The organism is Desulfobacterales bacterium (genome assembly GCA_034520365.1).
GTDB lineage: Bacteria > Desulfobacterota > Desulfobacteria > Desulfobacterales > Desulfosalsimonadaceae > M55B175.
Genome location: JAXHNP010000003.1, coordinates 589,224 through 606,388, shown reverse-complemented (window position 1 = coordinate 606,388; position 17,165 = coordinate 589,224). Strand labels below are relative to the sequence as shown.

The following is a 17,165-nucleotide window of genomic DNA, read 5'->3' as shown; positions in this document are numbered from 1 at the left end:
GCGTGGGGATCTATGCTTTACTTGCTAACTAGGATAACCGGATCAAACAAAGAGTCAAGCGTACAGAATAGTAGTAAAATAGCGGGTTAATCCCACTATTTTTCAAGGGACAAAAGGTGCGACCGCAAGTTTATCTTCTTGTTTTTTATGCTTAATTTGGTTCTTATGTTGTGCCGGTGGAACAAAACCGTATTAAGGGAGACCAAAAGGAGCTCGGCAATTTCTTTATTGGTCTTGCCCGCTTTGATCAGATCCGCCACCCGGATTTCCATCGGGGTAAGGCTGCCCATCTGACCGGTGAGTTGATTGATAAACGGGGAGATAATGTTTTTCAGGTTGGTCTTTAAAATCTGGAGCAGGGTCCGCTGCCGGGTTTCAAGCCGGCTGTTCAGCACTTTCTCCAGATAGGGGCTAACCAGTTCTTCGACGTTTCTGCGCACCATGTCGCTCAATTCCTTTTTGTCCTCCTCGCGCTGCTTGAGCAGCACGCGCAGGGCGGTATTGACCTCTTCGAGATGATGCGACTGGGCGCTGAGCTCCTTTTGATGCTCACGCAGGGCGCGTTCGACCCGCTTGCGTTCCTCGATCTGCTGCTCCAGCTCCCGGTTGGCCCGCTCCAGTTCCGCGGTGCGCTCGGCCACGAGCTCTTCCAGATGGTCGTGATAGGTCTGGAGTTCTTTTTCCGCCTGTTTCTGGGCGGTGATATTTCGCAGGATGACGATATTGCCGGCCGGCTTGCCGTCAATGCCTTTGTAAAGGGTGGAGCTTATCTGCACATCCAGGATCTGGCCGTCCCGGGTAAATCGGCGGGTTTCGAACAGATTGATGGTCTGGCCGGAGAGCATCTTCTTGATGGCCGCCTTGGTTTCTGCCACATTTTCCTTGGGCACGAAATCAATTTTTTTGCCCAGAAGCTCATCCCGGGTCAGGCCGAATGTCTCCTCAAACGCCGGGTTGACATAGGTGGCCACCCCTTTCATGTCATAGACCACGATGGGATCCGGCGAGGATTCCAGCAGGGTCCGGTACCGGGCCTCGCTTTCCCGCAAAACCGCCTCGGTGTGTTTTCGTTCCGCCAGTTCGCGCCGGACATCCGCATACAGGCGGGATTTCTGCAGCGCAATGATGGCCAGGGCGGCAAAGCGCTCCAGAACCGTGACATCTTCCTGGGTAAACCGTTTGTCCCCGTTGACGTGGGCCACGCCGATGACCCCCAGCACGCCCTGATCGGATTTCAGGGGGATGCCCACGATGGAGCGCAGCTGATCGAGCTTTTTATCCGGAATCCGGCCCGGCCAGCACTGGTAATCATCCACCAGAAGCGGGGCTCCGGCCTCCCATGCGCACCCGCCCATGCCCTCGCCAATGGCGACCTCCCGGCCCAGCTGGTTTTTGAAGAATCCAAGCCCCATCCGCATCTGCATCCGGTCCTCGCCGGGTTCGCGAAGGTAGATATAGCCGTGGGCGGTTCCGGTCAGCGAGGCCGCCCGGTCCAGGATACTCTCCAGGATTTCTTCCTTGTCCAGCCGGTCGATCAGGCCCAGGGAGGTTTCATGCAGGGCTTCCAGGTAAATGTTTTGCCGATGGAACTTGGCCTCTGTGGATTGACAGCGCTGCAGCTGCTCGCTCATGAGGGTGAGGGGATCCATACCGCACCTTAAGATGCTTGACATGAAAGTAAAGATACTGTTTGAATACAGAAGTATTTCAGGCTAGAATTTAATTTATAGTTACCATGCCCCACTGGTGATTTCAATAATAAATTAAAGGATATATTGATTCGTTTCAGCAAAAATTTGTATTTTAAAAATTTGGAACGCTCAATTTAGGGGAAAGCCTATGGAATTTACCCAGGAACAGTTGATGATTCAGAAAATGGCCCGGGAGTTTGCCCGCAAGAACCTGGCCCCTATGGCCGCCGAGCGGGACCGGGAGCACGCCTATCCGGCGGACAGTCTAAAAAAAATGGGCGAACTGGGGCTTCTGGGCATGCTGGTGCCCGAGGCTTACGGCGGCGAAGAGATGGATACGGTCTCCTATGCCCTGGCCATGAGCGAAATCGCCTATGCCTGTGCCTCAACCGCCGTGATCATGTCCGTTCATAACTCCATCTGCTGCGGCAGCCTTTTAAGATTCGGCACCGAGGCGCAGAGGCAGCAGTTTCTCGTGCCCATGGCCAGAGGCGAATTCATCGGATCCTTCGCCCTGTCCGAGCCGGAGGCGGGCTCGGATCCGGCCAGCCTTGAGACCACGGCGGAAAAAGCCGGGGATTATTATATTTTAAACGGCACTAAACGCTGGATTACCGGCGGGGCCACCTCCGGGTTGTTCATCGTGCTGGCCAAAACGGATCCGGATGCGGCGCACAAGGGCATCTCCGCCTTTCTTGTTACCCGGGACATGGAGGGCTTTGCCACCGGCCGGCTTGAGGATAAAATGGGGCAATGCGCCTCGGACACCACGGATCTTTTGTTTTCAAACTGTAAAGTTCCGGCCGATCATCTGCTGGGCCATGCGGGCGAGGGGTTTATTGTGGCCATGTCAGGGCTTAATGACGGCCGCATAGGCATTGCCGCCCTGTCTTTAGGTGTTGGCCAGGCGGCCCTGGACGAGGCCGTGGCCTATGCCCGGCAGCGCGTTCAGTTCGGCCGCCCCATTGCCGACAACCAGGGGCTGCGCTGGATGATTGCGGATATGGCCACCGACGTGGAGGCCGCCCGCCAACTGTTATTCAATGCGGCGGCTAAAAAGGATCGGGGCGAGAAATGCAGCAAGGAGGTCTCCATGGCCAAGCTATATGCCTCTGAGATGGCCAACCGGGTGACCGGCCAGGCCATTCAGATTCACGGCGGCTATGGCTATACCCGGGAGTTTGCCGTGGAACGGCTTTACCGGGATGCCCGGGTGCTTACCATCTATGAGGGCACCTCCCAGATTCAGAAAATCGTGATCGCAAACGAGGTCATTGGGGACAAAAAGAAGCGGGGGAAAAAATAATGGAATACAGCCAGACCCACACGCCGTTCGCCGAACTTACCGCCCGACGGGAAAAACTTCAGGCGCATCTTCAGCAGGAAGGCATTGACGGGGCGCTCATCGTTCAGAATACGGACCTCTTCTATTTCAGCGGCACCATTCAGCAGGGCCAGCTCTACATCCCCGACCGCGGCGAGCCGGTGCTCATGGTCAGAAAGGATATCGCGCGGGCGCGGACGGAATCGGCATTACCCAATATTATACAGTTTTCCCGATCCAAAGAATTGCTGGATATTCTTACGCACTACGGCATTTCCGTTCCCGGAACACTTGGTATGGAACTCGATGTCCTGCCCACCAACCAATACTTTAGTTTTTCCCGGCTTCTGGAAAATACGCGGATTGTGGATATCAGCGGCACCATCCGCATGGCCCGGGCGGTTAAATCCGCGCATGAAGTGGACCTGATCCGCCGGGCCGCCGGGTTTTCAGACAAACTGGCCGCCGCCGTGCCCGCGATCCTTAAAGAGGGCATGACCGAGATTGAACTGGCCGGCCGTATAGAAGCTGAAGCCCGGAAGATGGGGCATCAGGGCATTGTCCGGATGCGGATGTTCGGCGGGGAACTCTTTTACGGCCATGTCATGGCCGGGGCCACCGCGGCCGCGCCCAGCTATCTGTCCTCGCCCACCGGCGGGGAAGGGGTGACGCCGGCCATTGCCCAGGGCTCAAGCCTCCGGCCCATCTCCCGGAATGAGCCGGTGCTGGTGGACCTGGTGTTTGCCACGGACGGCTATATTTCCGACCATACCCGGATTTTCTCCATCGGCGAGCTGCCGGAGGATCTTAAGGCCGCGCATCAGGCCATGCGGGAAGTCCAGGCGGCGGTTAAAAAGGCCGCGGTTCCGGGTGCGGCTGCGGGCGCGCTCTATGACCTGGCTTTGGAAACGGCTGAGGCGCACGGACTTGGCGATTATTTCATGGGTGTGGGTGACCAGCGCATCCGGTTTGTGGGCCACGGCGTGGGCCTGGAGCTTGATGAATTCCCGTTTCTGGCCAAAGGGCAGAAATTAGAGCTTGAGGCCGGGATGGTGATTGCCCTTGAGCCCAAATGCATTTTTCCGGGAAAAGGCGTGGTCGGCATTGAAAACACGCACGTGGTCACTGAGAACGGCCTTGAGCAGCTCGGGCGGTTTGAGGAGGATATAAAGGTCGTCTAAAAAGCTGGCCAAAATCCGTCCATACTGTCATTTCGCGCGCCAGCGAGAAATCTTAAGATTCCTCGTCACTATCGTTTCTCGGAATGACAACAGCGTAAAGCTCCGGTATAATAAATTATTTAAACTCGCTGATATCAACCCCCCGCATTTTCGCCCGCACCTCAAACCAGTCCATCTCGTCTTTGGGCGGGGTTTCAATCTCCTCTTCCGGCTTTCTGACAAGCGAGATGGCCTCGGTCGGGCAGGTGGTCACGCAAAGGCCGCACCCGATGCATTTCTCCGGAACCACTTCATAGGCCTCGTCGCCTTCTTCAATGGCATGCACCTGGCAGCGCTCGTCCGCGCACACGCCGCAGGCCGTGCATAATTCCGGGTCAATTTGGGCATAGTAATTTGAGTTAATCACATCGCCGGCTTTAATACCCAGTTCATTGATGCCCCGGAGCACGCCGCAGCAGCATCCGCAGCAGTTGCAGATAAAGTAATGGCCGCTCTGCACATTCCAGGTCAGATGCACCAGGGCCTCTTCCTCGGTTTTTTTGAGCAGTTCATAGGCTTCCTCCTTGGTCATCGGCGTGCCATAGGGGTGATTGTCAAAGAAGTTCGGGATCGGGGCGTAGGCGGTGCAGACCCGCATGGGCCGGTCGCACGGTTCGCCCATCAGCGCCTTTTCCTTTTTGCAGATGCAGTCCATAACCATAAAGGACTGGCTGTTTTCGATGATGTTTGAGACGCGTTCATAGGAAAGCGTCTGGTGTTCGCCCTCGATTTCGGATTCAATGGGGATCACCTGCATGAGCTGGGGCTTGTTTTCAAAAAATTGTTTGCCGAAGGTCTCGGCGTAAGCCTCGCACATTTCCGCCATCTCCCGGTCGAGATGCGGCATCTGCATCTCGTAGATGCCGAAAACCCAGGGCAGCATCTTATAGAGTTTGACCTCGCCCAAATCGACTCCGAAAATCTGGCCTTTCTTTTCCATGGTTTCAAGCTTGGGCGCGAGTTCTTCAAGCGTCATATCGATGCGATCAGCAATCTGTTCCGTGGTTTCGAAGCTGAGTTTTAACTGGCAGAAGAGTTCCGCCTCCTCCGGGGTGAAGATTCTTTTTAAAATTTTAAGCTCAATGCCATCTTCTGTGGCCGGGAATCCATTGGGCAGGGTGTCCAACACCCGGGCCAGTTTTTTATAGGATGCGTCGCTCATACAGAACTCCTTTTTGGGGTATTATAAAAATTTCAGGCAAATTGTAAAACTATATCCTATCCATTAAAGCGCCCCCAGGCAAGTGACTTGTTTCTAACCGGTCGTTTTCATATCCCAGGAGATTTTAAAAAGCACCCAGGCCGACGCCAGGGTGGCATGGCCGCACAGATCAATCTGGTATAAAGTGATTTCCATTTTCGGCCCCTCTATAGACTTCCAAAGGGGGGATGAGGCAGGCGCCTTTGGCTAATGAGTATACGCATGGGCCTATTTCATAAGTTCCTTTCTGTAAACATATCGCTGCGGCGAAATAAATCGCTTTTTATGAAGCTATCATCAAACCCCGCTGATCTCACTTTACAACCCCTATCTCATATCGTACAAGAGCGGCTTTGAAGTCAATCCGCCGCCTTGGCAACGCGATTATTTATCACAAACAGGAGAAATCATGAAATCAGGAAAAGTCGGCGCCAGAATCGCAAAGATCATGCAGGAAAAAGACATCGATGCCGAAGCGCTCGCCGGGCGGACCAAGGTAAATTTTTGATATGATAACAATAAGATGTTAAAAAGGACAAAGGTCGTGCAGAACTGCATCAAGGAAATGGGGGAAAGTCTGCCGGAGAGCCGGTAATCCCGGTCCGGCCGTCCCGCCTGTCAACTCTTTTTACAAAGGAGAATTGAAATGAAATTAAAGCTCTCAAAAATCATTGCCTTCACCGCTGTTCTTATGCTGCTGGCAGCACCGGCGGTAAACGCCCTTGACTACAAGGACTGGGTGCCCCTGGTGCCCGAAAAAATTGGCGGGCTTGACAGGCAGGGCGAGGCAGACGGCATGAACATGGAGCAGAGCGGGCAGAGTTGGTCTGCCTTTGAACAGAATTACTCAAACGGCGGGGAAAATCAGGTTCAGCTTAAAATAGTAAGCGGCTCTGATGCCCCGGGGATTCGAAAATTTGAAGCCTTGCAGAAATTCAACATGGAGACCGCGGAAAAAAAGGTAAAAACCCTGGATGTGTCCGGTCACAAGGCCGTGCTGGAGCTAAACAAGAAGGGGGGCAAAAGCAACCTGATAGTATTCGCGGGTGAACAGACAATAGTGATTTTTTCAACATCCTCGTTTGACAACGAGGAAGATATTATCTCACTGGCAGATGAGGTACCTCTTGACAAGATAGCAGATGCAGCCAAATAAAACCGTCATAAAATCTTACAATGTATGACCCCGTTGACGTCATTTGCCGGCAACGGGGTTTTTACTTGCATGAGGCGGGATCTTTAATCGGTTTCCGGGTCGAAGCAAGAGAACTGATTGAAATAATACCAATAAGTTAGGATAAAATATAATGAATTCCAAAAATATCAACAACCCATGCAAAGCATGAAGTTTTTATTGTCGCAAAAATTTATTTGAATATACTGTCGTCCAGAATTCTTAGGACAAAACCAAGCAAAAAAGGAGGGACACATTGGATCAAGCAGTTAAAATCATGCCTTGTCTGGACATGCAGAACGGCCGCGTTGTTAAGGGGGTTCATTTTGTTGACATACGAGACGCCGGTGATCCGGTGGAATGCGCGCGCGCCTATTGCGAGGCGGGGGCGGATGAGCTGGCGCTTCTGGATATCACGGCGACGGTTGAAAAAAGGGCCACCATGCTGGATGTCGTTAAACGCGTGGCCGAGGTCACCACCGTGCCATTTACCGTGGGCGGGGGCATTTCAGATGTGAAATCCGCCGAAATGGTGCTGAACGCGGGCGCAAACAAGGTGTCGACCAGCAGCGCGGCCTTCCGGAAGCCCGAGGTAATCAAAGAAATGGTTAAAGAGCTGGGCGCCGGGAACGTGACCGTGGCTATTGACGTGGATCAAAATCCGGCGATGCCGTCCGGTTATGAAGTCTATATTGACGGCGGCCGGACCGCCACCGGCGCAGATGCCATCGAATGGGCAAAGCGGGTTGACGGTTACGGCGTGCCGGTGATTCTGCCCACAAGCAAAGCCGGGGACGGCGCTAAGACCGGTTATGATCTGCCGGTGATAAGTGCGATGAAAGATGCGGTGTCGGCCGAAGTGGTGGCCTCCGGCGGCGCCGGGGAGCTGGCGCATTTCTATCAGGCGGTGGAAGCCGGGGCGACTATTTTGCTTGCCGCATCTGTTTTTCATTTCGGGATGATTGAAATCAGCGACTTGAAGACCTATTTGCGCGAACGGGGGGCGGCTGTGCGCTGAAATCGCCATGAACAAACCGGAATTTGAAATGATCATAAAAAAAAGAAACGACTGCGAAAAATTAAACAGGATCACGGAATGAATGAGAAAAAGTTTGATGTCAAAAAACTGCAGAAGCTTAATAATCCGGACAGGTTACGGGACATCCCGCCGGAGTATATCTGGGGCAGAATAGGTATCTTAAATCCCGACGTACTGGTCGATATCGGGGCGGGAACCGGTTTTTTCAGCGTTCCCTTTTTGAAGTTATCAAAAGGGGAGACGCTTTATGCCTGTGATATATCCGATACCATGATTGAATGGATGGAAGAACATATTTGTCCCCAAAACCCCGGCATTAAGCCGCTCAAGATTGAGGAGAACCGTGTGCCGCTGGATGATGAAACGGCGGTCCTGGTGTTCATGATCAATCTGCATCATGAACTGGACAATCCACAGGCCATCCTATTGGAATCATATAGAATTTTAAAAAATGGCGGTAAAATTTTTATTGTGGACTGGAAAAAGGAGGAAATGGATGAAGGCCCGCCCGAGCACATCCGCTGGCAGCCCGAACAGGTAAAAGAGCAGATGGCGGCCGCGAATTTCCAGAATGTTCAATTATTCAACGATCTGGCGAAGCATTTTCTGCTGGTTGGTGAAAAATCCGTATAGCGCGCATTTCGGCTAAAAACAAACCAACAAAGCAGGGTTGAAAAAAAATGAAATGCGCGCCGCAGGGGCGCGCATCATCAATTATTCGGATTTGTTTGACTTTGGCAATTATTGGCTCGCTGCCAGCGATTGCTTCGTACTGTGCTTTTCCGCCAGTTTTTCAAACATGCGGCCCAGCCCCGAGCCCAGGGCATTGATGGAGGCAAGGTTTAAGTTCTCATCTGCCACTTCGTCAAAATAGATTTTGAGGCTTGACTCAAAATCCTCCTCTGCCGGCCAGTAGCAGATCATGATGGCCACCTTGGGCAGCACATAAAAGACCCGGGCGACATCCGCATCCAGATGCTCCACCGGCCGGCCGTTAAATATATCCAGCAGATCCACGAAAAGATCATAATCAGTATCCGCGATCAGCTTTAGGGGCTTTTCGCAACGCTGGTGAAACAGGCCGGCCCATGCGCTGCCGCCTTCCAGTTCCCGGAAGGGCAGCCAGTTACCGGTTAGATCCTTTCCCACGCCCTGGGTGATATAGGTCAGCACCGGCACAGACACCCAGGGGTTGGTGTGAATGTCCGCGGAAAGGGTGCCGTCAGGGTATACGCTGAAATCTTTGCCCAGCACTTTAACGGTGAGGCGTCCGTTTTTAAATACGCCCCCCAGTTTTTCTGCCACCGAGGAAAGATCCATCTCGCGGACTTTCTCCTTCAGGCTTTCCACATAGGCCTCGACCTCTTCCTCCGAGGTGCGCGGTTTTTCCGTATCCCCGGCGCTTTCATCGCTTTCACCGTATTGTTCGATGATGGCGGCATCCAGTTTCGGGCAGTCGCTTAATTTCTTTTTCCCCTTAAACACCTGGGCGGCAAATGCCATACAGGTCGGTTCATTGCATTGCCGGCAGTTGGATTGATCCAGCAGTTTCAGTATCTCCATCGGGGTTTTGGTCTTTGTCATATTTATTTACTCCTTTCTTCAAACAGTTAATTATAACCATTTCTACAGATAATGCACCCTTTTAAACGCGGATCAGCCTTCTTTCGCGCCAGTCCGGCATTTTGGCGGAAGTGCCCGGACAGCATTCCATTATTGAGAAAAATGCCTCGGCAGGAGATTGTGATGATTTCTGATTGAAAACGGTCGGTTTTCCAGTTAGACTAATTCTATAATCAAGAATTAAGCAGCCGGAAACCATTTTGGAGATTGATCATACCCGCCCATTTCCTTTATATCTGCGTGAACGGCCAGTATTGGGGCCGGTCCTCATGGGGAGGTCCGGTTTTCATTGGAACATCATATAATTTGGAGGAGATTATGAAAAAGATTGCTTTTATTGTTCTCATCTGTTTTATGACGGTGGGCTTTGCATCGGTATGCATGGCCCAGGGCGGCCACACGGTCCGCGAGGACTGCGGATGCGGCTTAGGCGGCATGGCTATCGGGGACAAAACCGGCCTGGTCTGGAAGCTGGTGGGCACGTTTTTAAACGGCATCTCCGGCAATCAAACGTTTGCCATGAGTTCCGGAACGCTTGATTGCGGTCAGGTGCAGTCCCTGGCCATGAACGAGCAGTTAAACATCTACGTGGCCGACAACATGGATTCCCTGGCCGTTGACATCGCCCAGGGCGAGGGGGAATCCCTGGATGCGCTGGCGGAGATCGCCCAAGTGCCCGAAACCAAACGGCCCATGTTAAACAGCAAGCTGCAGCAGAATTTCGACCGGATCTATATCGATTCAGAGGTGACCAACGAGACCGTCGTTACTGAAATTGCCCAGATCATTCAAACCATCTGATCAGCAGCGAATTCCAACAAGACTAAAAAAACGATACGGCCTCCGAGCAGAGGGGGCCGTATCGTTTTTTATCATGGCGCTGTTGGCTGCCGGCATTTTTTTTCCATTCCCCGCCCATTCCGGGCCATGCGGTCAGTGTTCGGTCGAGCGCCTGCTCTCGACGGCCCGGGAAAAAAATCTTCATGCGGACCGGTACTGGCATATCCTCATGCACTATGAGAAAAAGCTGACAGGTGTTGAAAGCCAGGTGGATGATCCGGATTTTTTCCTGGCAGAAGACGGCAAGACCGATCCGGAAGCCGAACTCCGGGCCACCATCCGCTATCTCTTTGACGGCGAAACTGACGCGCAGGAAGAAGCCGCCTGCCGGTTTTACGCCCGGTTCGGGTGGTTGAAAGAAGAGCTGGGCGGGGTGCTGCCGCAATGTTTTGCCGGCCGGGACTGCCCGGATATCGACCGCATCGACCCGCGGTCGGCCAGCCTGATTTTTCCCACCTATTACATGAACAACCCGGCCTCTATGTTTGGCCATACGCTGATTATCATTGATACGGCATATACCAACAAACGGTTGTCCAATGCGGTAAATTATGCGGCTGTTACCGGGGGCGGCGACGGGTTATCAATGGCCCTTTCCGGGCTTACCGGGCTTTACCAGGGGTATTATTCGGTTATGCCCTATTATAAAAAAATCCAGGAATACAGCGATATCAACCAGCGGGATATATGGGAGTACCAACTGAATCTAACCCCGGCAGAGCTTCGCCGGATGGTGCGCCACATCCGGGAAATGGACGAGATCGGCTCGGATTACTATTTTTTTGATGAAAACTGCTCCTACAACCTGCTTTATCTGATCGAGGCCGCACGGCCGTCGGTTCACCTGATTGATCGGTTTGATCTCTACGCCATTCCCATTGATACCGTTAAGGCGGTAAAGGAAGAAGGCCTTATTGTGGATGCGGCATTCAGGCCGGCCAAGGCCACCCGGATTGATTACCTGATCGACCATCTGGATACCGGAGAGGTCGCGGCTGCCGAGGCGATCATCCGGGGCCGAACAGCTCCTGCAGCGTTGCTCGACAAACCGTTTTCCCGGGAGGAAAAGATCCGGATACTGGATCTGGTGGTCGAGGTGATTCAATACCAATATGTCAGTAAAGACCTGGACAAGAAGAGCTATCGTAAGCAGCTCCTTTCCGCATTGCGGGTCCGCAGCGGGCTGGGGCAGGCTGAAACCGACTGGGAGGCGGAAATTCCGGTGCCGCCGCGGCCCGAAAACAGCCACGATTCCAGACGGGCCAGCGCCGGGGTCGGCCTGCGAAGCGGGGATGTGTTTTATGAGCTGCGGTTTCGGCCGGCGCTGACCGATCTAACCGATATGGATTATGTCCATAACCAGGGGGCCCAGATTGAGTTCGGCGACCTGCGGACCCGGTATTATCCGGAATCCGGCCGGCTGACCCTTGAGCAGTTTGATATTGTGGATATTGTGTCGGTTGCGCCAATGGACGCCATTTTTAAGCCCCTTTCCTGGAAATTCAACACCGGCTGGCACCGAAAGCCGCTTGAAAATGACGGCGACGCCTCTTATTACCGGGTAAACGGCGGGGCCGGAGCGGCCGCCCGGACGTCATGGCTGGGGATGTGTTATGCCATGGCCGAAGCCGAGTTAGCGGTGGGCGGCGACCTGGAGGCCGACTACGCTGCGGGGAGCGGGGCGTCGCTTGGCACCATTTTTTCCTTGGGGCCGGCCAGCAAGTTTCATTTATACGGCCGGGGGCTCGGATTTTTTGCCGGCGATACCCATGCCGAGTATACAGCCGGCGCAATCGGCAATTTCCGGCTCAGTCCGAACAATCATTTATCGGTTGAGGCCGCATATAAAGATGCGGGTCAGCAGCATTATGAGGTGCTGACCGCGTGGCATTTGTTTTTTTAGCCGTCAATTTAAGTCAGATTTTCTGCAAAACCCCCATAATCACCCGGACCCGGCCTTCAGCCAGACTGCGGCCCATATTGGCGATTTTTTCTTTCGCATTCGGCCCCATGAGTAAGTGAATCCCCAAAGGCGGTGGGCTGCTCGCTTTTTGCCGGGCCTGCATCTTTTGAAACCACTGGCTGGAAATCTCCGTGACATCCTGCCATTCCAGAACTTTAAAATTCATTTGCGTTAAGTGCGTTTTCATTTGATCGGCCGGGATGACAAAGCTCGTGGACGGCTCACTCGACCAGGGTGCCGGCAGGTAGGGATCACCGTGGGCGCCGGTGAACACTTCATGCAGGGCGATTTTCCCGCCGGGCTTTAGCACCCGGCGGAGCTCTTTAATATACTGGCCCTTATCCGGGATGTTCATCTGGATGTGATCGGTCCAGGCAATGTCAAAACTCTCTTTTTCAAACGGAAGTTTTGCCCCGTTGGCGCAGCCATAGGCGGTTTGATCGGAAAGCCCCACGTGCTTGGCAAGTTCAGCCGCCAGGGCGGCATAGGAGAATGTCAGATCAATACCAATGACCCGGCAGCCGAATCTGGATGCCAGATACCGGGCCGTGCCGCCCGAGCCGGCGCCGATGTCTAAGACCCTGTGGCCGGCATCCAGGTTGAGCTGTTCGGCCAGCTCGATGGTCGATTTGCGGCCCCGGATGTGGAAGCCGTCAATGGCGATCAGATCATCCACGGAAAGATTATCCAAACCGCCTTTTTCTTTTTTGATAGCGGATAATACGCTTTCCGTCAGATTCTCATCCACATGGTAGTGGCGGATAATTCGGTCGTTGGTCATAATGTGTCCGTTATTCTTATCAAGCAGTTTATCCGATATGGATCAGATAGGCAATATAGCCGGCATAGCATAAGATCAGCAGCCCGCCGCCCCACCGTTTAACCGTGCAGTCCTTTCGCATCATCAGCCACGGCAGGAGGCTGATACCCATCATCACCAGGTAATCGATAATCAGTCCGCTTTCAATGAAGCCGCCCGGGATGGGGATCGGCCGGATCATTCCGGCGGCACCGATCACTGACAGGATGTTAAAGACATTGCTGCCCACCAGGTTGCCGATGCTGATGTCCATCTGTTTTTTCATGGCCGCCACCACTGAGGTGGCCAGCTCAGGCAGCGAGGTGCCAAGCGCCACAATGGTTAAGCCGATGAATTTTTCGCTGACTCCGGAATTTTTCATCATGGCCACAGCGGCATCGATCATCGTGTCCGCGCCGATCACCACCCCGGCAATGCCCGCAATGATCATGAGCACCTGTTTGGGGCGGGATTCAATGGTGTCGATCTCTTCGACCTGCGCCTCTATGCTTTCAGCCGGGTCCGCAGTATCGCAGGCCTCTGCGCCCCTGTTAGCCGGGGTATATGAAATTTCGCGGCTTGCCGGGTTTTCTTTAATCGAGATGTAGTAGTTGAAAATGGTGTATAAAATAATCCCGGCAAACAGGGTAACCCCTTCGATCCGGCTGATGCGGGAGTCCAGAGAGAGCAGAAGCAGATAGACGGAGATGGCAAGCATCAGCGGGATATCGCGTTGGACCACCGACCGGTTGGCGGTGATCGGCATGATGGCGGCGGCCGCACCCAGCACCAGGGCGATATTGCAGATATTGCTGCCCACCACGTTTCCCACCGCGATCATGCTCTTGTCCTGAAGCGATGAGATCACACTTACCACCAGCTCCGGGGTCGAGGTGCCGAAGGCCACCACGGTGAGGCCGATTACCACCGCGCTGATGCCCAGGCTCCGGGCCAGGTTGGCCGAGCCCTTGACCAGCCATTCGGCCCCGAAATAGAGCAGCAGAAACCCGGCAGCCAGCAGTATCAGGTGTAAAATCATAGGAAAGCCGCTAAGCTACATCTATCCGTACATGTTGTTAATGGCATCATTATATTTTTCCGCCACGAATTTGCGCTTGATCTTCATGGTGGGGGTGATCTCATTGCGGTCCACTGAGAATTCATCCCGCAGGAGCGTGAATTCCTTGACCTGTTCGTAACTGGCCAGCTCTTTGGAGCCCTCGTTGATCCGCTGTCGGTAGAGCTCAATGATTTCCGGATGCTGAACCAGCTCGGCCCGGCTGCTGTAGGCGATATTCCGGTTTTGGGCATATTCTTCCAGGGCTTCAAATGAGGGCACGATCAGCGCGGAGACGAATTTTTTCTGCTCGCCGATGACCATCACCTGCTCAATGAAGTGATCCGCCCCCAGGGTGGATTCAATGAGCTGCGGGGCGATGTATTTGCCGCCCGAGGTTTTCATCAGGTCCTTGATGCGATCGGTGATCCGAAGCTCTCCGTTTTCATCGAATTCCCCGACATCCCCGGTTCTAAACCAGCCGTCTTCGGTGAATGCCTCGGCGGTCGCCTCCGGCTTGTTATAATAGCCCTGCATGACATTGCCGCCTTTGATCAGGATTTCGCCCTTGTCGCTGATTTTTACATGAACGCCGGGCAGCGGGGTGCCGACCAGGCCGAATTTGAAGTTATGGGAAGGATGGCAGGTGGCGGTGGCCGTGGTCTCGCTCAGACCGTAGCCGTACCAGACAAACATGCCGGCCGCGTAAAAGAACTCCTCGATATTCTGGGCAAGCGGCGCGCCGGCGCACGGCATGAAGCGGATGCGGCCGCCGACCAGATCCCGGATTTTGCTCAATACCAGTTTGTCCGCCATCTTATATTGCATCTCAATCAAGAGGGGAACAGGTTTCTGGTCCTTTATCAGGTTGTTGCGCTGTGCGCCTTTGCCCATGGCCCAGTGAAAGAGTTTTTTCTTCATAGGTGAGGCGGACTCCAGGTTGTGATACACGGCGGCATAGATTTTCTCATAAATCCGCGGCACCGAGCACATGATATGGGGCTTGGCCTCCTTGATAAAATCGATGATGATTTTGGGGTCATCCAGATAAATGACCTCCATGCCCCGGTACAATGCATAATAGGTCCAGGTGCGCTCGAACACGTGGGAAAGCGGCAGAAAGCAGAGGGATACATCCTGGTCGCTTACGCTGTCAAGGCGCTTGTCATGGGCGGCCGCTGTGAAAATCAGGTTGAAATGGGTCAGTATAACGCCTTTTGGCTCGCCGGTGGTGCCGGAGGTATAGATCAGGGTGAGTATATCATGCTGCGAGGCCCGGGACATCCGATTGTCGATTTCATCGCCGAGTTTTGAATTTCTGCCGATTTCCAGAAAATCGGAGAGGTACATGGCGTTCTCCGAACCATCGAGTTGGATGTTGGGATCAAATGCGATGATTTTTTGAAGCGAGTCACAGTTGGGAAAAAGGGTTTTGGCCTTATCATATTGCTCCTGATCACCCACGAAAATCAGCCGGGCCTTGCAGTCGTTGACGATATACTCGGCCTGGCCGGCGGTGTTGGTGGCATAGATGAATACCGGCACGGCCCGGATGGCGAGTGCGGCGATATCGATAATGGTGCATTCCGGTTTGTTCTGGGAGAAGATGCTTATCATCTGCTGGTCTTGGATCCCCATCTCCAGCATGGCTTTGGCCGCCTGGTTGATTTTGTCACCGAACTCGTGCCATGAAATGGATTCCCAAACGCCTTCCCGTTTGGCCCGCAGGGCGATTTTATCCCCGTATTTATCCACCTGTTCCCGAATAAAAAGTGAATAATTGGGCTTTTCCGAGATCTCCAGTCCTTCATAATATGCTGTCATTTCAGGTTTGCCTCCTATTTTTTTTTTGTCAAAGGAATATGGATTTGTGCAAAAATAAATAGAAATCAATGACACAAATTCATCGGGTGGTCAACCGATATGTCAGTTTTATACAGCGCCGGGCGGGCGGATAAGTTTTTGATTTTTATTATTAGATTTTTACAAAATGTAAAGAAAGGCTGCAGGCGGTTTGGATTCAGGATGCCGCAGAGGTCTTGATTCAGGTTTGTTGGCCGGGTGCGGCTTGTGCGCCCCAAGATCTTGTAGGTCCTATCCGTAGTTGATAGTTGTTGCTACATTGCTTTTTACATTCCTCAGTCCACGCTTGAAATTGACGGTCCAGAATATGGCGAGCAAGATGCAAATTTGAGAAAGCTTGGGAATATTGCCTGATTTTTTCTCAGCCGCGATTCAAATCGGTAAAAATATTTGTGGGATTTGTTTCATCATGATAAATTTTGAATATTATACAAAGATGAATGATATCCGGAAAACCGGAGAATCACTTGTTATGCGAGAGATGTAAAGAGCAACTTGGCCCAATTGAATGGAAATGATAGGATACGATTATGAGCAAACTGGAAAAGCTGTACGAGCACATTTTGATGCGAAGATCAGATGCGAATGTCCCATTCGAGACTTTATGCTCCCTGCTCAAGCGGCTTGGGTTTGATGAGCGTATCAGAGGGGATCACCATATCTTCACCAAGGATGGTGTTGATGAGATTCTCAATTTACAGCCCAAAGAGGGTAAAGGTAAACCATATCAAGTCAAACAAGTCAGGGATGTAATCCTGAAGTACCAAATTCGAATTGGAGAATGACGATGGAAAAAAAATACGAAATCATTATTTTTTGGAGCTCTGAGGACAATTCATTTGTGGCCGAGGTGCCGGAACTCCCCGGATGCATGGCGGACGGGAAGAGCTACCAAGAAGCCCTAAGCAATGCGGAACAAATTATCGATGAGTGGATCGAAACTGCTACAAGACTCGGCAGGCCTATTCCTCAGCCGAAAGGCCGTCTTGCGTATGCCTAATCAACGGCACAGTTCGCACAACCAGCCCCTAAGCCGACGCTCGTTCCTCGCGCGGCTTAGGGGCAACGTTCACTCCCAAATTCTATCCCTCCATCCAAGAATACATTAGCGAACCTTCAGCTATTCTTTGCTCTGCGGCGCTATCGCTACGTATAGTCAAACAGAAAAGACAGTAATCCGGGGCTCTGAGCCTCTGAAGGTTACCCCCATATGTTGGGCTTCCCCTTTTAACTGGATAGCTGATAGGGCCTTTTTAAAGTCTTCAATCTTGGTAACAATTTACAAGTCCGGAACGTTTATCGACAGTGCGCTATTTTAAAAATTACTGCAATGCTGTCGATTTGAAACATTCAAGCATCAATGGTTTGTTA

At 52.8% G+C, this 17,165-nt stretch carries 15 protein-coding genes; 9 read left to right on the top strand and 6 right to left on the bottom strand.

The window, feature by feature from the left end; all coding sequences use genetic code 11:
- Positions 1 to 95: 95 nt before the first annotated feature.
- On the bottom strand, positions 96 to 1,649 hold the full coding sequence (locus U5L07_06030; protein ID MDZ7831290.1) for a PAS domain S-box protein: 1,554 nt from the start codon (positions 1,647 to 1,649) through the stop codon (positions 96 to 98).
- Between the two features lie 190 nt (positions 1,650 to 1,839).
- Between U5L07_06030 and U5L07_06025 the strand changes: the two genes are divergently transcribed.
- Together U5L07_06025 and U5L07_06020 are read left to right on the top strand one after the other, a co-directional pair.
- Positions 1,840 to 2,997: an acyl-CoA dehydrogenase family protein gene (locus U5L07_06025; protein MDZ7831289.1), complete on the top strand. Its 1,158-nt coding sequence runs from the start codon at positions 1,840 to 1,842 to the stop codon at positions 2,995 to 2,997.
- The gene (locus U5L07_06020; GenBank protein MDZ7831288.1) at positions 2,997 to 4,196 is read left to right on the top strand and encodes a Xaa-Pro peptidase family protein; all 1,200 of its coding nucleotides are present in this window, start codon (positions 2,997 to 2,999) and stop codon (positions 4,194 to 4,196) included. Before U5L07_06025 ends, U5L07_06020 begins: the two co-directional genes overlap by 1 nt.
- A gap of 115 nt (positions 4,197 to 4,311) precedes the next feature.
- On the opposite strand, the gene U5L07_06015 is transcribed toward U5L07_06020, so the two are convergent.
- Positions 4,312 to 5,397 carry a 4Fe-4S binding protein gene (locus U5L07_06015; protein MDZ7831287.1) on the bottom strand — a complete coding sequence of 362 codons (1,086 nt, stop codon included), beginning with the start codon at positions 5,395 to 5,397 and terminating at the stop codon, positions 4,312 to 4,314.
- Positions 5,398 to 6,082: 685 nt separating this feature from the next.
- Here U5L07_06015 and U5L07_06010 point away from each other — a divergent pair.
- The 3 genes from U5L07_06010 (at position 6,083) to U5L07_06000 (ending at position 8,282) form a co-directional block, all read left to right on the top strand.
- Complete coding sequence (locus tag U5L07_06010) at positions 6,083 to 6,592, top strand: hypothetical protein (protein MDZ7831286.1); 510 nt, start codon at positions 6,083 to 6,085, stop codon at positions 6,590 to 6,592.
- 274 nt (positions 6,593 to 6,866) lie between these two features.
- The gene (locus U5L07_06005; GenBank protein ID MDZ7831285.1) at positions 6,867 to 7,628 is read left to right on the top strand and encodes an imidazole glycerol phosphate synthase cyclase subunit; all 762 of its coding nucleotides are present in this window, start codon (positions 6,867 to 6,869) and stop codon (positions 7,626 to 7,628) included.
- Positions 7,629 to 7,706: 78 nt separating this feature from the next.
- On the top strand, positions 7,707 to 8,282 hold the full coding sequence (locus tag U5L07_06000; GenBank protein ID MDZ7831284.1) for a class I SAM-dependent methyltransferase: 576 nt from the start codon (positions 7,707 to 7,709) through the stop codon (positions 8,280 to 8,282).
- Positions 8,283 to 8,390: 108 nt separating this feature from the next.
- Here the strand turns inward: U5L07_06000 and U5L07_05995 are convergent, their stop codons facing one another.
- Positions 8,391 to 9,233 (bottom strand): DUF3786 domain-containing protein, encoded by an 843-nt coding sequence (locus tag U5L07_05995; GenBank protein ID MDZ7831283.1) that lies wholly within the window; start codon positions 9,231 to 9,233, stop codon positions 8,391 to 8,393.
- A gap of 357 nt (positions 9,234 to 9,590) precedes the next feature.
- Between U5L07_05995 and U5L07_05990 the strand changes: the two genes are divergently transcribed.
- Complete coding sequence (locus U5L07_05990; protein MDZ7831282.1) at positions 9,591 to 10,073, top strand: DUF3015 family protein; 483 nt, start codon at positions 9,591 to 9,593, stop codon at positions 10,071 to 10,073.
- Between the two features lie 73 nt (positions 10,074 to 10,146).
- On the top strand, positions 10,147 to 12,015 hold the full coding sequence (locus tag U5L07_05985) for a DUF4105 domain-containing protein (protein MDZ7831281.1): 1,869 nt from the start codon (positions 10,147 to 10,149) through the stop codon (positions 12,013 to 12,015).
- A 13-nt stretch (positions 12,016 to 12,028) separates the two neighbouring features.
- Here the strand turns inward: U5L07_05985 and U5L07_05980 are convergent, their stop codons facing one another.
- The 3 genes from U5L07_05980 to U5L07_05970 are packed head-to-tail and all read right to left on the bottom strand — an operon-like array spanning position 12,029 to position 15,755.
- Entirely contained in the window at positions 12,029 to 12,856 is an 828-nt protein-coding gene (locus U5L07_05980) for a methyltransferase domain-containing protein (protein MDZ7831280.1), read from the bottom strand.
- A gap of 28 nt (positions 12,857 to 12,884) precedes the next feature.
- Positions 12,885 to 13,913, bottom strand: a complete 1,029-nt coding sequence (locus U5L07_05975) for a calcium/sodium antiporter (protein ID MDZ7831279.1) — start codon at positions 13,911 to 13,913, stop codon at positions 12,885 to 12,887.
- Positions 13,914 to 13,934: 21 nt separating this feature from the next.
- Complete coding sequence (locus U5L07_05970; protein ID MDZ7831278.1) at positions 13,935 to 15,755, bottom strand: long-chain fatty acid--CoA ligase; 1,821 nt, start codon at positions 15,753 to 15,755, stop codon at positions 13,935 to 13,937.
- 569 nt (positions 15,756 to 16,324) lie between these two features.
- Between U5L07_05970 and U5L07_05965 the strand changes: the two genes are divergently transcribed.
- Entirely contained in the window at positions 16,325 to 16,579 is a 255-nt protein-coding gene (locus U5L07_05965; protein MDZ7831277.1) for a type II toxin-antitoxin system HicA family toxin, read from the top strand.
- Between the two features lie 2 nt (positions 16,580 to 16,581).
- The gene (locus tag U5L07_05960) at positions 16,582 to 16,794 is read left to right on the top strand and encodes a type II toxin-antitoxin system HicB family antitoxin (protein MDZ7831276.1); all 213 of its coding nucleotides are present in this window, start codon (positions 16,582 to 16,584) and stop codon (positions 16,792 to 16,794) included.
- Positions 16,795 to 17,165: the final 371 nt, after the last annotated feature.

What these genes read in the sequence shown, in the direction of transcription:
- U5L07_06030 (MDZ7831290.1), bottom strand. Translation starts at nt 1,649, where the DNA reads ATGGATCCCCTCACCCTCATGAGCGAGCAGCTGCAGCGCTGTCAATCC.
- U5L07_06025 (MDZ7831289.1), top strand. Translation starts at nt 1,840, where the DNA reads ATGGAATTTACCCAGGAACAGTTGATGATTCAGAAAATGGCCCGGGAG.
- U5L07_06020 (MDZ7831288.1), top strand. Translation starts at nt 2,997, where the DNA reads ATGGAATACAGCCAGACCCACACGCCGTTCGCCGAACTTACCGCCCGA.
- U5L07_06015 (MDZ7831287.1), bottom strand. Translation starts at nt 5,397, where the DNA reads ATGAGCGACGCATCCTATAAAAAACTGGCCCGGGTGTTGGACACCCTG.
- U5L07_06010 (MDZ7831286.1), top strand. Translation starts at nt 6,083, where the DNA reads ATGAAATTAAAGCTCTCAAAAATCATTGCCTTCACCGCTGTTCTTATG.
- U5L07_06000 (MDZ7831284.1), top strand. Translation starts at nt 7,707, where the DNA reads ATGAATGAGAAAAAGTTTGATGTCAAAAAACTGCAGAAGCTTAATAAT.
- U5L07_05995 (MDZ7831283.1), bottom strand. Translation starts at nt 9,233, where the DNA reads ATGACAAAGACCAAAACCCCGATGGAGATACTGAAACTGCTGGATCAA.
- U5L07_05990 (MDZ7831282.1), top strand. Translation starts at nt 9,591, where the DNA reads ATGAAAAAGATTGCTTTTATTGTTCTCATCTGTTTTATGACGGTGGGC.
- U5L07_05985 (MDZ7831281.1), top strand. Translation starts at nt 10,147, where the DNA reads ATGGCGCTGTTGGCTGCCGGCATTTTTTTTCCATTCCCCGCCCATTCC.
- U5L07_05980 (MDZ7831280.1), bottom strand. Translation starts at nt 12,856, where the DNA reads ATGACCAACGACCGAATTATCCGCCACTACCATGTGGATGAGAATCTG.
- U5L07_05975 (MDZ7831279.1), bottom strand. Translation starts at nt 13,913, where the DNA reads ATGATTTTACACCTGATACTGCTGGCTGCCGGGTTTCTGCTGCTCTAT.
- U5L07_05970 (MDZ7831278.1), bottom strand. Translation starts at nt 15,755, where the DNA reads ATGACAGCATATTATGAAGGACTGGAGATCTCGGAAAAGCCCAATTAT.
- U5L07_05965 (MDZ7831277.1), top strand. Translation starts at nt 16,325, where the DNA reads ATGAGCAAACTGGAAAAGCTGTACGAGCACATTTTGATGCGAAGATCA.
- U5L07_05960 (MDZ7831276.1), top strand. Translation starts at nt 16,582, where the DNA reads ATGGAAAAAAAATACGAAATCATTATTTTTTGGAGCTCTGAGGACAAT.